This window comes from Nocardia sp. NPDC003963 (genome assembly GCF_053605105.1).
Genome location: NZ_JBSGIP010000023.1, coordinates 43,052 through 58,632 on the forward strand (window position 1 = coordinate 43,052; position 15,581 = coordinate 58,632).

15 protein-coding genes are annotated in these 15,581 nt (G+C 66.4%); 3 read left to right on the forward strand and 12 right to left on the reverse strand.

All coding sequences use genetic code 11. The features are described from left to right. Window positions 1–13: 13 nt before the first annotated feature. Window positions 14–1,189, reverse strand: coding sequence for a Rieske 2Fe-2S domain-containing protein (locus tag ACWEWT_RS26605; RefSeq protein WP_452562933.1), 1,176 nt, complete (start codon window positions 1,187–1,189; stop codon window positions 14–16). Between the two features lie 259 nt (window positions 1,190–1,448). On the opposite strand from ACWEWT_RS26605, the gene ACWEWT_RS26610 reads away from it, so the two are divergent. Next, window positions 1,449–2,744 carry a TetR/AcrR family transcriptional regulator gene (locus tag ACWEWT_RS26610; protein ID WP_452562934.1) on the forward strand — a complete coding sequence of 432 codons (1,296 nt, stop codon included), beginning with the start codon at window positions 1,449–1,451 and terminating at the stop codon, window positions 2,742–2,744. 40 nt (window positions 2,745–2,784) lie between these two features. Here the strand turns inward: ACWEWT_RS26610 and ACWEWT_RS26615 are convergent, their stop codons facing one another. Genes ACWEWT_RS26615 through ACWEWT_RS26665 form a run of 11 tightly spaced genes read right to left on the reverse strand, consistent with a single transcriptional unit; the run spans window position 2,785 to window position 12,641 of the window. Next, window positions 2,785–3,555: a hypothetical protein gene (locus tag ACWEWT_RS26615; RefSeq protein ID WP_452562935.1), complete on the reverse strand. Its 771-nt coding sequence runs from the start codon at window positions 3,553–3,555 to the stop codon at window positions 2,785–2,787. 13 nt (window positions 3,556–3,568) lie between these two features. Further along, a complete protein-coding gene (locus ACWEWT_RS26620) occupies window positions 3,569–4,750 on the reverse strand; it encodes an MCE family protein (protein ID WP_452562936.1) in 1,182 nt (393 codons plus the stop codon). Next, window positions 4,747–5,874, reverse strand: a complete 1,128-nt coding sequence (locus tag ACWEWT_RS26625; protein ID WP_452562938.1) for an MCE family protein — start codon at window positions 5,872–5,874, stop codon at window positions 4,747–4,749. The genes ACWEWT_RS26620 and ACWEWT_RS26625 overlap by 4 nt, the downstream gene beginning before the upstream one ends. Continuing rightward, window positions 5,871–6,971, reverse strand: coding sequence for an MCE family protein (locus ACWEWT_RS26630; protein WP_452562939.1), 1,101 nt, complete (start codon window positions 6,969–6,971; stop codon window positions 5,871–5,873). The genes ACWEWT_RS26625 and ACWEWT_RS26630 overlap by 4 nt, the downstream gene beginning before the upstream one ends. Continuing rightward, window positions 6,968–7,981: an MCE family protein gene (locus tag ACWEWT_RS26635; RefSeq protein ID WP_452562991.1), complete on the reverse strand. Its 1,014-nt coding sequence runs from the start codon at window positions 7,979–7,981 to the stop codon at window positions 6,968–6,970. Before ACWEWT_RS26635 ends, ACWEWT_RS26630 begins: the two co-directional genes overlap by 4 nt. After that, the gene (locus tag ACWEWT_RS26640) at window positions 7,981–9,003 is read right to left on the reverse strand and encodes an MCE family protein (protein WP_452562941.1); all 1,023 of its coding nucleotides are present in this window, start codon (window positions 9,001–9,003) and stop codon (window positions 7,981–7,983) included. The genes ACWEWT_RS26635 and ACWEWT_RS26640 overlap by 1 nt, the downstream gene beginning before the upstream one ends. Continuing rightward, on the reverse strand, window positions 9,003–10,475 hold the full coding sequence (locus ACWEWT_RS26645; protein ID WP_452562942.1) for an MCE family protein: 1,473 nt from the start codon (window positions 10,473–10,475) through the stop codon (window positions 9,003–9,005). The genes ACWEWT_RS26640 and ACWEWT_RS26645 overlap by 1 nt, the downstream gene beginning before the upstream one ends. 7 nt (window positions 10,476–10,482) lie before the next feature. Further along, complete coding sequence (locus tag ACWEWT_RS26650; RefSeq protein WP_452562943.1) at window positions 10,483–11,346, reverse strand: ABC transporter permease; 864 nt, start codon at window positions 11,344–11,346, stop codon at window positions 10,483–10,485. Window position 11,347: 1 nt separating this feature from the next. Then, window positions 11,348–12,208 (reverse strand): MlaE family ABC transporter permease, encoded by an 861-nt coding sequence (locus ACWEWT_RS26655; RefSeq protein ID WP_452562944.1) that lies wholly within the window; start codon window positions 12,206–12,208, stop codon window positions 11,348–11,350. After that, window positions 12,202–12,417 (reverse strand): hypothetical protein, encoded by a 216-nt coding sequence (locus tag ACWEWT_RS26660; RefSeq protein WP_452562945.1) that lies wholly within the window; start codon window positions 12,415–12,417, stop codon window positions 12,202–12,204. The genes ACWEWT_RS26655 and ACWEWT_RS26660 overlap by 7 nt, the downstream gene beginning before the upstream one ends. After that, entirely contained in the window at window positions 12,417–12,641 is a 225-nt protein-coding gene (locus ACWEWT_RS26665) for a hypothetical protein (RefSeq protein WP_452562946.1), read from the reverse strand. Before ACWEWT_RS26665 ends, ACWEWT_RS26660 begins: the two co-directional genes overlap by 1 nt. Before the next feature lie 276 nt (window positions 12,642–12,917). On the opposite strand from ACWEWT_RS26665, the gene ACWEWT_RS26670 reads away from it, so the two are divergent. After that, on the forward strand, window positions 12,918–13,868 hold the full coding sequence (locus ACWEWT_RS26670; protein ID WP_452562948.1) for an oxygenase MpaB family protein: 951 nt from the start codon (window positions 12,918–12,920) through the stop codon (window positions 13,866–13,868). 293 nt (window positions 13,869–14,161) lie between these two features. After that, window positions 14,162–15,376 (forward strand): ATP-binding protein, encoded by a 1,215-nt coding sequence (locus ACWEWT_RS26675; RefSeq protein WP_452562949.1) that lies wholly within the window; start codon window positions 14,162–14,164, stop codon window positions 15,374–15,376. The last annotated feature ends 205 nt before the right edge of the window (window positions 15,377–15,581 follow it).

The window sequence follows — 15,581 nt, forward strand, 5'->3', positions numbered from 1 at the left end:
GGGATGGTTCGGGTCAGGAGGTGGTGTCGAGCACCGCGCCGCGGGCGATATTGTCCGCGACCTCGGCCTCCCAGCTGGTGACCGCGCGTTCGGTATCGATCTCGAACTCGAACCGTTTGGTCATATCCTCGGTGATGTCCTCGACATCCACGTAGAACTGCTGGTACCAGCGGCGCAACTGGTACACCGGGCCGTCCTCCTCGGAGAGCAGCGGATTGTCGATGGGCGCCTTGTTCTTCCAGATCTCGACGTCCTGTTCGAAACCCACCTCGACACCGCGCGCGAACTGCCCGGCCATCGCCTCGGCGTCCGCGTCCGACATACCCTGCGGTTTCTTCACCATCGCGCCGTACTGCAGCACGAAGGAGTTCGCGGTCACCGGATAGTGGCAGTTGATCAGGACCGTTTCGATCGTCATCCCCTGCGCCTCGTTCCACAGCCAGTCGATCATGTAGGAGGGACCGAAGTACGAGGCATCCGACCGCAGCGACGAGTTCGGATCGTCGTAGCTGGTGCCGACATTGATATCGCCGCGCGGCGTGGACCGCATGTACTGGGTCGCCACATGACCTTCGAACACGTTCTTGAAATAGCGTGGGAAGGAATAGTGGACGTAGAAGAAGTGCGCCATATCGACGACGTTGTCCACGATCTCGCGACAGTTGGACCCCTCGACGTACAACGTGTTCCACGTCCAGTCGGTCCATTCCGCGGTGCCGTAACCCTCGAGCTGCGGAATGGTCACCTCGTCGGTGGGTTTGCTGCCCTGCGGGTCGTGCCAGACGAACAGCTGACCGTTGCGTTCCAGTGTCGGCCACGCCCGGGTCCGGGCCAGCGGCGGTACCCGCCGGGCATAGGGGATCCCGGTGCATTTCCCGTTCCCGCCCCAGCGCCAGTCGTGGAACGGGCAGGCGATGGAATCGCCTTTGACCGTGCCCTGGGCGAGGTTGCCGCCCATATGGCGGCAGTACGCGTCGAGCACGTGCAGCGTGTCGTCGGTCTCGGAGCGGAAGACCACCAGGGTGGTACCGAAGGCCTTGACCTCGTGCGGCTGCCCGTCCCGGAACGATTTCGCCAGGCCCAGGCAGTGCCAGCCGCGCGCGAACCGGGTGGGGGCCGCCGCCGCTTCGATCTGCCTGTATTCGTCTGTACCGTGCTGGGATCGCCCGTTCGGTGCATGAGCCGGCATCGGAACCTCCATGTTCCAGCGGAGTTGAGTAACTGCGCCGATAGTGACCTGGAGCATGGGGTCGGCTCCGGTTCGTTCCCGGTCAGTGGAAATGTTTCGGTATGCGATCGCGGACGGCCCGGGCCCGCGGTGGTGGCAGTGGCGACGGCGGAGCACCGTGGCCGCGGTCGGTCCCCCGGCGCGGATGTTCGCCGCCGAAAACGGCCCCTGAGCGGGGTGCGCGGCGTTGTCGCTGGTTACCCGACGTTAGGATTGCGGAATGAGCGTCGACAATCGCCGGGGCCGGTCGTCCGCGCCGCCGGTTCGCGCGAACGGGCGCGCCGATCCGGGTGCCGACGCCGCCGGGAAGAAAGACAGCACCGCGGCGGCCCGGCCCGTGCGCCGCCGGCCCAAGAACCGGCGGGCGCAGATCGCCGCCGCGGCGGCCAATGCGTTCGGTGCGCTCGGATACCACGGCGTGAGCATGGAGGATATCGCCGGCGGGCTCGGTATCAGTTCCGCGGCGCTGTATCGGCACTACCCCAGTAAGTACGCGCTGTTCCAGGAGGAATCGCTGCGCGTCGGCCAGGCCATGGCCGACGCGGTGCGACTCCCCCCGGAGGCGGCCGAGACCGGACCCGAACAGCGATTGCGCGCGGTCCTGGAGGCGCTGTGCGCGGTCACCGTGGCCAATCGGGCCAGTGTCGCGCTGGTGCGCTGGGAGGGCCGCTACCTGGAACCGGACGACCGCGCGATCCGGGACGAGCAGCAGAACGCGGTCCTGGACGCGCTCGGTACCCGGCTCGCCGCCTACCGGCCCGAGGTACGCGGTCAGGACCGGCAGGTCCTGGTCGTGACCCTGCTGTCGGTGATCACCAGTATCGCCGACCATCATGCGACGCTCCCCACGAAAGCACTGGTGGGTCTGCTCGTCGCCACCGCGATGGACCTCGCCGCGGTCTCGCTGCCCGCACCCGGGGACGTCGAACCCGCTCGGCCGGTGGAGATTCCGGAATCCTTCAAACACGAACTGCTGCTGCGCAAGGGGGTGGAACTCTTCCACGCGCGCGGTTATCCGAATGTGAGCGTGGAGGATATCGCCACCGCGGCGGGTCTGTCCGCCGCCTCGGCGGTGTACCGGTTCTACCGCGGTAAGAGCGATCTGCTGGCGGCCGCGTTCCGGCGGGCCGCCGAACGGGTGTCCAGCGCGATCGGTCCCGCCGTCGCGGGCGCGAGCGGACCACGTGACGCACTGGATTCACTGATTCATCAGTACGTCGAGGGTTCGTTCGCCGAACGTGAGCTCACCTTCGTCTACTACACCGAGTTCCAGCACGTGCCCGCCGAGGAACGTGCCGCCCTGCGCAATGTGCAGCGGCTGAGTGTGGAGGAATGGGCGCGGCTGGTCCGGCAGGTCCGCCCGGACCTGTCCGGCCCGCAGGCGCGCTTCCTCGTCCACGCGGCCTTCGCCCTGGTCGTCGATCTGGGCCGGGCGTTCGGCACCGTCTCGACCGCCTCACAGGAGCGGGTCTCCCTGCTCATGCGCACCGTTCTGTTCGGTCACCCCGACCGCTGACACGCGGCCGCGGCCGCCGGTGGACCGACGGCCGCACCGCTCAGGGCGCCGTAGTGGGAGCCAACGGTGTGATCATCTGATCGACCAGCCAGTTGCCGTCGATCTTCTGCATCCGCATCACCATGCTCAGTTGTCCCGGTGCGGGCCGGCCCTGGGTACCGAGACTGCTGATGGTCTGCCCGATCACCACCACGGCCTCCGCCGAACTCTCGTCCGCCGATTTCACCGCGCACTGGATATCGCCGGCGGTGGAGACCACCTGCCCCGCGACCAGAGCTTCCCGGAGTTCGGCGGTGGTGGTCTCGAACTCCTTCTTCCAGTCGCCGGTGGCGCCCGCCGCCACGGCGGCGAAGTAGGGATCCAGGTTCTGCGCGTCGTAGTCGGCCAGCACCGGGGCATAGCGGCAGGCCGCCTGCCGTGCTTCCTCGTACGCGGCCAGGGTCGCGGACTTGTCCGCCTCCTGTACGTACAGATAGCCGGCGACCCCCACCGCGCCGAGCAGCAGCACCGTGGCCGCGACGAGCGCGATGATCAGCGGCCGGGCGCCGCGAGTCCACGGTGCCCCGGGGCCGGCCGTCTCCTTCTCGAACCCGACCGGATCGCCCTCGGACCGCTCGCCGCCCGGTGTCGCCTTCTGGCTCGGCTCACGGTCCCCGACCGCGGATGTGTCCGCCGACCCGGTTTCCGATGTGACGGTAGCGGTTGCCGCCGCGGCAGTCGGGCCCGCTGTCTCGTCGCTCGCCGCCCCCGCCGAGTTCACGGCCTCCTCCGTTTTCCCGGTACCGGCTTCCACTGACTTGTCCTCACTCATCCTCGTCTACTCCTCAACGGCCCGGAATCGGGCGGGACAGCTCTTCACCGCTGACGCCGGGGGGTGGTCCGGCGGTGTTGTCGGGCACATCCGGTCTGGGCGCGTTGGCGGAACCGCGCACCTGCAGGGCCGGATCGTCGGTGACGCAGTAGTTGTACAGCGGGACGCGGGTATCGGCCGTCCGCTCGGTCGGGACCAGCGGAATCGTGTTGTATTCGCAGGTCGGCCGCGGCCAGATATCCACCAGCGTATGGAACATCCCGTCGTGTACCGGCACGTTCAGCGCCGCGGTACCCGCCCGCAGCGCCGGGAACAGCGCCGCGATCGCCGGTTGCCGCAGCTTCGCGGCCCGGGTGATGGCGACGAAGTTGGTCACCAGGTTCGTGATCGGATCCTGGGTCTCGTCGACGAAACCACCCAGGGTGGCCAGCTGTCCCGGCGCCAGGTCCAGTAACCGGCGCACTTCCTGGTCGGCGGCGGTGAGCTGCTGGAACAGCGCGCCCGCGGAGCCGGTCAGGGTCCCCAGATCGGGTTGGGCGTACTGGGTGGTGTCGGCGATGACCGTGAGGTTCTCGATGAGCTGCCGGGTCTGCGGCAGCAGATCCTCGAGACCGGCCATGGCCCGGCTGATACCGGAGATCATATTGCGCAGCCGGTCCGGTCCGCCGGCCAGTGCCCTGTCCAGTTCGTCCACGATCACAGTGAGCCGCTCCGGATTGAGGCCGCTGATCATGGCGCTCATATTCGACAGCAGCGAATGCACGGTGACCGGGATCCGGGTGCGCTGCACGGCCACCCGGTCACCGTCGCGCAGGTAGGGGCCCGTATCCGCGTCCGGCCGGAAGTCCAGGTACTGCTCGCCGACCGCGGACAACCGTCCGACCACCACCGTGCCGCCCGCCGGAACCTGCACTCCGGAGTCGATTTCGGCGACCGCCTCGATCCCGGTATCCGATACCCGGACGTCGGCGACGCGACCCACCCGGGTGCCGCGGAAGTTCACATCGTTGTCGGCGAGCAGCCCGCCGGACCCGGCCAGTTCCACGGTGACCCGGTAGGTGCTGTTCGGCAGCAGGTTGACCCGCAGTACCTCGGCGCCGAGATAGCCGCAGCCCACGACCAGGACCAGGACCAGGCCGATATTCGCGATACCGATCCTATGCCGGACCAGCCAGTTCCAGAGCGGGATGTTCATCGCGGGCCTTCCTGCGGAGCCGGGCCTGGCTGCGGCGGGCTGGTCAACCGGCCCTGGATCTTCTGCAACACCTGCGCGAGACTGCCGATGAAGGCCGGCACATCCGATCCGTCGGGCAGCCGGCTGCGCGACGGATCGGTCAGCGCGCCCACACTCAGGTAGGAGACCCGGGCCGCGACGGCCAGCGTGGGGCCTTCGAAGGACTGTTCCAGGGAGGGGTACAGCGTGTGCAGACCGTCCAGCGTCTGCCGCAGATTGTCCCCCATCGCCGTGAAACCGCCCATCAGCCGCCGGATACTGTCGAACAGGCTGATGAATTCCGGGCTGGTGGTATCGCTGAAATCGCCCAGCGCCGACATGGTCACCGAGATCTTCTGGATCAGCCCGGTGATATCCCGGTTATTCTCCGCGACCAGTCCGAGCAGGTCGGGGAAGGTGTCCGCGGCCTCGCCCAGTTCCTGTTTGCGGGCGGCGAGTTCGCCGGTGAGCACGTTCACTCCGTGCAGCACACTGTCGATATCGGCGGTGCGCGCGTTCAGCGCGCTCAGCACCTGGGTCATCTCGGTGATCAGATGCCCCAGTTGCGGTGCCCGCCCGGCGAACATCGAATCCATTTCCGCGGTGATCCGCGCGGCCTGATTCAATCCACCGCCGTTGAGCAGCAGCGATACCGAGACCATGAGCTCTTCCACGGAGGCACCGGCCCCGGTGCGATCGGTATCGATCACATCGCCGTCGGCGAGGCCGGCCGCGTTCGGATCCTCCCGGGGAAGGGTCATGGCGATGAAGATATCGCCGAGCGGCGTGCCCTGGCGCAGTTCCGCGGTGGTGCCCTGCGGCAGCCGGATGTCCTGGCGGATGAGCATATCCACATCGGCCACGAAATCGGTGGTGGAGATATCGGTGACCACCCCGATATCGGTACCGCCGATCTTCACATGGGCACGGTCGGGCAGATTGAGCGCGTCCTCGAACCGCACCCGCAGCGTGTAGCCCGGCCCGCCGATACCCGGTTCCGGCATCGGCACGTTCTGCACGGTCAGTGCACCGCATCCCGGTACGGCGAGTACGGCCGCCGTCACCACGACCAGCAATCTCCGGTACATCCGGTTCCCACCCCTCATCGGGTCATCCCCAGCAGTGCTGCGGTGATCCCGAAATCCGGCCCGAAGTCCTGGACACGGCCGGTGCGGCAGCCGTCGGAGCGCAGTTGGATCCGTTCACAGAAGGTCGACAGCACTTCGTTGTCCAGCAGCGCCTTGTCCAGCAGCGCGTGCACCCGGAACGCCTGGTGTTCGTGACTGACCCCGTTGGCGAGGTTCTCGAAGAACAGCGGACCCACATCCACCAGTTCGGTCAGGCCGCGGGCATTGGCCCGCATCTGCGCGGTGATGGTGACGAAGCGCTGGAGCGCCCCGGCGAGCTGGTCGCGGTTCTCCCCGACCAGTGTCGAGGTGTTGTTCACGAAATCGTTGAGCTGGACGAGCACCGCCTGCAGGCCCGGCGACTGGTCGCCCATCAGCTGGAGCAGTTCGGTGAGCCGGGCGCTGAAATCGCGGACGGTCTGGTCGTTCTGGGCGATGACCTGGGTGATCTCGTTGAGCTTCACGATGGTGTTGGCGATCTGGTCCTTGTTCGCGAAGGTCACCTCGAACGCGGCGGAGAGGTTGTCGAGGGTTTCGCGCAACCGGTCGCCGTTGCCCTCTAGCAGCGGGAACAGTACCCGGCTCGCCAGCGGACCGGCCTCGTTGTCACCCTTCAGCGCGGCGCCGAGCTGGTCGAAGTTCTCCAGGATCCGGTCCAGTTCCACCGGTACGCGGGTGCGCTCCAGCGGGATATGCGCCCCGTCCTCGAGTTTCGGCCCGTTACCGGTATAGGCGGGAGCCAGTTCCACATGCCGGTTGGTGATCAGCTGGGGGGAGATCAGCGCGGCCATGGCATCGGCGGGTACATCGACACTCTTGTCGAGTGCCATGGTGACCTCGACATAGCTGCCCCGCGGGGTGACGGTCTCGACCCGGCCGACCGGTACCCCGAGTACCGCCACCTCGTTACCGGCGTACAGCCCGGCCACATTCTCGAAATCGGCGCTGATCCGGACGTGTTCGCCCAGATATTGTTCCGGCAATCCGGCGATACTGTCCGGCAGTACCGAACAGCCCGCCGCGCACAGTCCGGCGAGACCGGCCGCGAGCACACGCGCGAGAGTGCGCAGGTTCACTTTCCACACCCCTCTACGACCTGCGCGAAGCACAGCCAGTTGTCCGGCAGGAACCAGGGCGCCCACACATCCGCGTAGGGCCCGTTACCGATCACATTATTGAACTGCCGCAGTGAGATCGGCAGGATCTCGTAGAGCCGGTCCAGGTGGTCCCGGTTCTTCTCCAGCCCCTGGGTCATCGTGTTCAGGTTCTGGATCAGCGGGCCGAGCTGCCCGTTGTTCTCCAGGCCCATATCCCGCAGCAGGCCCGACAGCGCGGCCACATTGTCCAGCAACCGGCGCAGCAGATCCTGGCGCATCGCGACCGCGTTCCCGATCGCCTCACCACGGGTGAGCAGCATCAGCACACTGTTCTGATTATCGGCGACCAGCTGCGAGACCTGATCCATACTCTGCAGCAGGGTGTCCACCTCGTCGCGGCGGGCGTTGATCACCTTCGCCAGCGCGCCGATCGAATCCAGCGCGGTCACCGCGAGTTCCGGTGAATCCCCCATCTGCTGTGAAAAGGCGTCCAGTGCCTGCCGCAGTTTGTCCGGGTCGATCCGCTCGATCCGCTCGAACGACGAGGTGTACTTCGGGTCCTGGATGACCTTGGCCAGGTTGTACGGGACCGAAGTGTTGGCCAGCGGAATCCGGTCGTCGTCGGATTCCTTTCCCGATCCGGGCACCAGTTCGATATGCATACGGCCGAGAATGGTGGACATCTTTATAGCCGCCCGCGCATCGGTGGCCAACCGGATATCGCGGCTGATCTTCATCACGACCTCGACCTTGTCCCCGGCCAGCCGTACCGCGCGCACCTCACCGACCTCGATACCCGAGACATCCACCGTCGCGCCCGGGCGCATTCCCGCGGCCTGCGCGAACTCCGCGGTCACGGTTTTGTCCCCGAACCGCAGCTGGGAGAGCACACTCGACCCGACGACCAGCACGGCCACCGCGGCGGCCGCGAGCAGTCCCTGCCACAGGAAACGGTTCTTCGTGAAAGCCGGACGACGCAACCGGGCCATCAGCGGCACACCTCCGATTGTGAATCGCCACCGATCCGGGAGAACAGACCCGGCGGCAGCAGCACACCCCACAGTGAAACGTCCAGATTGCAGATATAGGCGTTGCCGTAGGCGCCGTAACCGGTGAACCGTGCCAGGCCGTTGAGCACATTCGGCAGTTCGACCGCCGCCTGGTCCAGCGCGGTGCCGTTGAGCAGCAGCAGTTCCACCGCGGTGGTGGCCTGGTCCTGGGCCGCCACGACATCGGGTTTGACGGAACCGACCAGGGCAGTGAGCGAACCGGTGGAACGGGCCACCTGATCCACCGAACTCTTCAGCGTCTCGCCCTCGGCGTACAGCGCGTCCATCAGTCCTCTGGTCTGGGTGATCAGTGTCTCCAACTCCTGGCTTCGATTGGCCAGCCCGGCGAGCACACTGCTGAGGTTGGTGATCACCGCGCCCAGGATCTCGTCGCGCTGTCCGAAGGTGTTCGCCAGTTCGGCCGCCTGGGTGATGAGCGCGCTCAGCGAGACGCCGTCGCCCTGGAGGGCCTGGATCAGGGTGTCCGAGAGGGAATTGACCTGATCGGGCTGGAGCACGCTGAACAGCGGTTCGAACCCGGACAGCAGGGCCGAGACGTCGAACGACGGTTCGGTGCGCTCCACCGGGATATGCGACCCCGCCGGTAGCCGCGCGCCCTTCTCCGCACCCGGCAGCAACGCGATATAGCGCTGACCGATCAGGTTCTGGTACCGCACCAGCGCTTTCGTGGTGTCGGTGAGCCGCTGTCGTTCCTCGATCCGCAGGACCAGCCGGGCCTTGTAGTCCGATTCGAACTCGATCGAATCGACCCGGCCCACGCGTACCCCGGCCATCCGTACATCGTCACCGACCCGCACGCCCATCACATCGGTGAAGGTGGCCGAATAGGTCTCGGTCTCCCCGGGTACCGAGCGCTGCAGGGTGGACCAGATGGTGAAGGTCAGCACGATCGCGACGACGGCGAAGATACTGAATCCGGCAATTGTCCGCGCCAGGCGCATCAGGCCTCCCCGTCGGAGTAGACGTCGATCGTGCCGCCCGCCAGGATCGGTGTGAGCAGGAGCAATTCAGCGGTGGTGGGTTGCCTGCCGAGGAGCGCGGCGACCGCGGCGTGGCCGCGCAGCTGCGCGATCGGCCCGCCCGCCGGCGTCGGCGCCGCGGCGGGCGCCGCCTGTCCGGGCACTTGTCCCTGGGGCGCCGGAGCGGCGGGGGCCGTGGGGAACAGCGGGGTGGTGATACCCGGGATCACCGGCAGGCCGGGCAGCGCCGGCAGCCCGGGTAGCAACGGAATCGCCGGAGTCTGCGCCGGTGCGGGTATGCCCGGAACCGGCAGCTGCGGTTTCGGTCCCGCGCCCTCGACCCAGCCGGGCAGCAGTGTCGGCGGGTACTCCTGCGGCGGCGCGACCTGCGGTACCGAAGGCCCGCCACAGCGCGGTCCGGCCATCTCGCCGTAGCGAGGGCAGTCCTTCGCCGTGTACTGCTGGAACGGCGTGAACGACACATCCAGGCTCCAGCGCATCTGGCCCTGCCGGCCCCAGCCGAACGCGCCCGACAGCTTCCCCAGGGCCGCGTTCAGGTTCGCCACCGCTGTCGGAATGGCCTCCGGGTCCTGCGCCAGCGATCCGAAGAGGCCGTCGAGGCCGGGTACCAGTTCCTTGGCCGCGTCCGGGTTCCGCGCGAACAGCGCGTTCACCGAATCCACCGCCCCACCGGCGCCCGCGAGCATGGCGATCAGGTTCTCGCGGCGCTCGGTGAGCGTGCGCGCGGTGGTCACCGATTCGGACAGCACGCCGACGAGTTCGGGTGCCGACCGGCTCAGCGCGGTGGTCGCCCGCCCGAGATTGCCGAGCAGATCACCCACACCCTCGATTTGCCGGACTTCGGTCACCCACTTGTCCAGTCGCTCGATCGTCGATCCGGGTGCCCGGGCGCCGGGGTCCAGTGCCTCGGCGAAGGTCGCCAGTACGCGGCCCAGTTTCTCCGGCTGGATATTGTCCAGCACATCGCGCAGCACGGTCAGCGTCGTCTGCAACTGCACCGTCCCAGCACTGGTGTCCTCCGCGATCTCCGCACCCGCGGCCAACCGGCCCGGCGCGGAACCGTTGTCCACCAGCTCGATACCGGTGACGCCGAACAGGTTGTTCGGGACGACCCGCGCGGTCACGGTATCGGGGATGGTCGGTGCGATCCGGGGGTCCAGATCGATGCGGACCTGCTGCTGTTTACCGGCGGCCACCACATCCACCGCGGTCACCGCGCCGACGACCATGCCGCGGAACTTCACATCCGCACGCTCCGGCAGCCCGTCACCGGTGCTGGTGAGTACCGCGTTCACCGGCACCCGATCCTCGAAACGGCCGGTGTAGCGCAGCCCGAGCAGGCCCAGCAGCACCGCCACCAGGGTGATCATCGCCAGTCCTGCCACCGACATCTGCCACGGCCGCGGCCCCCGGCCACTGTGGTCTACGAACATCGCCGCGTCACCCCGAAATCCGGAAGCCGGGGTCGATACCCCAGATCGCCAAGGTCAAGAACAGATTCGCGAAGACCATCACGACGATCACCATCTTGATCGCCTGCCCGGCCGCCACACCCACGCCTTCCGGGCCCCCGGTGGCGAAGAATCCGTAGTAACACTGGATAAATGTGGCCAGGAGGACGAACACCACGACCTTGAGCAGCGAGAAGAACAGATCCGGGCCGATGAGGAACTGGAAGAAGTAGTGGTCGTAGGTCCCCGCCGAGGTACCGCCGAGCAACAGCACCGACAGTTTCGTCGCGAGATACGCGACTGCCAGTCCGACGCTGTACAGCGGGATGATGGTGAGCGTGGACGCGATCATCCGGGTGCTCACCAGATACGGCAGCGGCCGGATCGCGATGGATTCCAGCGCGTCGATCTCCTCGGCGATCCGCATGGATCCCAGTTGTGCGGTGAATCGGCAGCCAGCCTGGATCGCGAAGGCGAGAGTGGCAAGAATCGGCGCTAACTCTCGTGTTGTCGCGAAGCCGGATATGGCACCGGTGAGCGGACCCATGGTCAGCAGGTTCAGCGCGCTGAAGGCCTCCATACCGACGGTGATCCCGCCGAAACCGCACAGAATGATCACCACACCGACCGTGCCGCCACCCACGATGAGCGATCCGTTACCCCATCCCACATCGGCGGTCAGCCGGAGCACTTCCTTGCGGTAGTGCTTGAGCACGAACGGGACCGCGACGAGCGCCTGGACGAAGATGATGGCCTGGTGGCCGAGACGGCGGTTGGCCTCCATCGGCACCGCCGCCGCCGAGGTCACCATCCGGACCGGTTTGAGCGCCGGTGGCGTGTACGGAGTGCCCACCTCAGATCACCTTCGTCGGGAAGACGGTGTTGTACACCTGCGTGATGATGATGTTGGTGGCGAACAGCATCAGCGCCGAGGAGACGACCGCGGAGTTCACCGCATCGGCCACACCGCCCGGACCGCCTTTCGCGTGCAGTCCGATATCGCAGGCGATGATCGCCGTGAGTACCCCGAATATCGCCGATTTCACCAGCGCGACAGCCATATCGTTGGCGACCGCGAACGAGGCGAACGAACCGATGAACGAGCCCGGTGTCCCCGACTGCGCGTAGACATTGAACATATAGGCGGTCGCGAACCCGACGAAGACGATGAACCCGCACAACAACATGCTCACCACCACGGCCGCCACCAGCCGTGGTGCCACGAGTCTGCGAACAGGGTTGACCCCCATCACCATCATGGCGTCGATCTCCTCCCGGATGGTCCGGGAACCGAGATCGGCGCAGATGGCCGAACCCACCGCGCCCGCGATCATCAGCGAGGTCACCAGGGGTGCGCCCTGCCGGATGATGCCCAGCCCGGCCACCGCGCCGATGAAGGTGGTGGCACCCACCTGGTTCACCAGGGCACCGATCTGGATCGACACCACCACCGCGATGGGCATGGCCACGAAGATGGTGGGCGCGGCGGACACATTGGCCATGAACGCGCACTGTTTGGCGAACTCCTCGAACGGGAAACGCCGCGCGACCACGGATTTCACCGTTTCCGCCACGGCTTCCCGGCCGAGGGTCACCTGCCGGCCGAGGGTTTCGAGGGAGCGTTGCGGGTGCCGCTGCCACAGGCCCTTCAGATCGTCGACCGCCTGCTCGAGATCAGTGCGTTCCGCGGGTTTCTCCGGTCCGGTCGTCACCATGGCAGTTCCGGGCCGTTCGTATCGAGGTCACCGGTCAGGTACTGCTGTAGCAGTACGAATCCGGCTCCCACCGCCGCGATTCCGGCGGCGAGGACGCACAGCAGGGCCAGCCACAGCCCGAAGCGCAGGATCGGGTTGACCTTCATCCGCCCACCGAGGATCTCGACGACGATCACCAGGATGTCGATGAGCCATACCAGCGCCATCATCAGGTCATCGTCACGTTCGCGAAGGTGAGCACGGGCCAGCACACGATGGACCCGAGGAACGAGATGATCACATCCAGACCGTGCATCTCCCGCAGATGCGAAGTGTGGGTGAGTGTCCAGACGATCCCGACGAGCCCGTAGGGAATGCCGAGGATGATCAGGGTCCCGAGAAATTCGGACACCTTCATCTCGTAGCTGAATATGCGATCCAGCCGCTTGAGCATAGTGCGATCCTTCCTTGGCCGGCCGTTGAGGCACCCTCCCCGCGGGGGAACGTCTGAGACGGTCGGGTCGGACCGGTATGTTACGCACGATTCCTGCTTCCCCGGAAGGTTTTGGCGAAGATTCGTGGTCCGGGATCATCGCTCGACACCTGTTCTAGGTGTGTTTCCCAACCCGATCCGATCGCCTTAAGTTAGCGACTGTTCATTGATACCAACTGACTGTCGGAAGAATTTGGAGTAACTTAGACCACACCGGATCCCTCGGGAAGGACACTCATGACCGCCGCCGCACACTCCTGGCAAACCGACGCCGCGCACGACTCCGCCACCGCGACCGAGTCGCGACCCGCCGATCGGCCGCGGCTGACCACCGAGCAGACGCGCATCCGGATCAACACCACCCATCGCCCCTTCACCAAACGCCCTCTGAAACTCACCGACGCCCTCGATTTCTGGCAGTTCGCCGGTGCGGCCGCGAACGTCATCATGCAGATGGCCCGTCCCGGAGTCGGATACGGCGTCGCCGAGAGCAAAGTGGAATCGGGTTCACTGCTGAAGCGACCGTGGAAACGCGCACGCACGACCACCCAGTACCTGGCCGTGGCCATCCTCGGCGACGCGGAGGAGAAGAAAGCCTTCCGGGAGGCCGTGAACGGCGCCCACCGCCAGGTGCGATCCGAACCCGGCGCCCCGGTGAAATACAACGCCTTCGACCGCGAACTGCAACTCTGGGTGGCCGCCTGCCTCTACATCGGCTTCGAGGACACCTATCAGCTGCTGTCGGGCCGGATGAGCCCCGAACAGAACGAAGCCTTCTACCAGTCCTCGTCCTCGCTCGGGACCACCCTGCAGGTCACCGAGGATATGTGGCCGGCCACCCGGGCGGAGTTCGACAATTATTGGAACACCGCCTGCGAACAGGCCGTTCTCGACGATTTCGTCCGCGCCTACCTCGACGATCTGCTGAACCTGCGGATGATCCACTGGTACCTGCGCATTCCGTTCCGCAATCTGCTGAAATTCCTCACCATCGGCTTCCTGAGCCCCTGGTTCCGCGAACAGATGCGGGTCGAATGGACCGATGCCGATCAGCGGCGTTTCGAGAATCTGTTCCTCTTCGTCGGGTTCGTGAACCGCTTCATCCCTCGTTTCCTCCGCCACAGCGGAAGCCACGCCCTGATGGCCGACGTCCGCCGCCGCATCGAGAAGCAGAAGAATCTCATCTGACCGGTCCGGCCCACTGCGTGGCGCCCGTGCACCCTGCTCGCTGGACGGACCGAGCCGAGACGGCGGAATCGGCGTATTCCGGGCAGCAGCACACCGGCTGACATAGGCTTGACGCGTGGTTCGAGGTTTCCAGCAGTGGGAGACAGCGGAGTCCCCTGCGAGGATTCCGATCGCGGGACGATCGAGGCACCGAGTGTCTGTTGGAGCTGATCCGATACCCGGCCTCCTCGGCCCGTCGACCTGATCGTTATCGCGTCCAGGGCACCCTGGAGCCGATCGCGATCGAGAGGAAAATGCGCAACGCAGGAATGCCGGATCCGTCCGGTCCGGCGGCGGTTACCCAAGAGGTGGCCGAGCGGGCAGTACGCGCCCTGACGACGTGCAGCTCGGATGTCGTGCGCAGAGAGCACACCATGTTCGACGAGGCGAAACAATTCGCCGACCGATCCGTCAGCGACGACCGCAAAGGCAAGGCGGCCGTCGACGGTACCCAGCAGACACCCGGGCCGGGAGATACGGCCGGATCCCGCGACCGGGCCGCGACCCCGGATACCGCCCAGGACAGAGGATCGTCCGACGGGGCCACACATACTGCTTCCGGAGACGGAACGGGGGAGCCCCCGCGGCCGCCGAGGGGCGCCGGATCCGGAGCCGATGACGGCGACTCCTCCGGTCGACTGGATATGACGGTCCCCGCGAACGCCGTCAGCGGAGCCCGGACGCGGGATGCACTGAGCACGATGCTGCGCGACTGGTCTTCGCCCGGTCATATCGACGATATCGCGAACGCGGTCGGATACACGGTCCAGCACGGTCGCGGCACAGCCCGGATCACCGCGAATACCGTAGACCTGCCGGACGGGTCCCGGACACTCGATATCGAGGTCACGCATACCAACGGCACCAGCCAGGTACACACGACCTGGGATTTGGACCGGACACCGCGGTCGGTGGAACGGGGGCCCCATTCCGACCCGCCACCGAAGAAGAAGACAGGGGTCGACGGGGATGACCGAGGGTTGTGGGGCCAGGACGGTCGGGCGGTGGATCAGGAGTACCAGAAGGACGTCCGCCCGATCCGCAACAGTGTGGCCGAACAGTTGAGCGCCGAGTATCCGTGGCTGACGGAAGACCAGATCTACGATGCGAAAGTGGTCACCTCGGAGCTGTACACGAATGCGGTCTCCTATTCACCCGACCATCGAGCGAACATCGAGATCACCGCGCCGCGGGAGGGCCAGGTGCGGATCTCGATAGAGAATGTCCTGGCGCCGGGCGGGGCCGAGAAAATGGCGCCGTGGATTCCGGACCAGCAGCCCCCGGAGCGCGAAGGCGGCCGAGGTACCCAACTCGCACACGAACTGAGCGCGGCCTGTGGCCGGGAACTCCGGTTCGGCACCGAGGGCTCGACTGCCACCCAGTGGTTCGAACTCCACGAAGGCGTCGAGAGCAACCCGGTAGTGGATGCCGGCGAATTCGCCGATGTCGTGGCGGAGTTGGGCCGCTGACCCGACCCTGATCAGAATTCGACGGCGCCAATATTCCCGCGCAACCTCCACCGGCGCTGTATCGCGGGACGACTCGGTGACCCACGCCCCTCGGAAATGTGCGATCGAAGTCCCCTGCGGCGTATCCACCCGGGACTTCGGACCGGTCTGCGCGATGCCCTCGACCAGGCGGAAGCCGATGGTCTCCGGCACCGCCGCCCAGCTC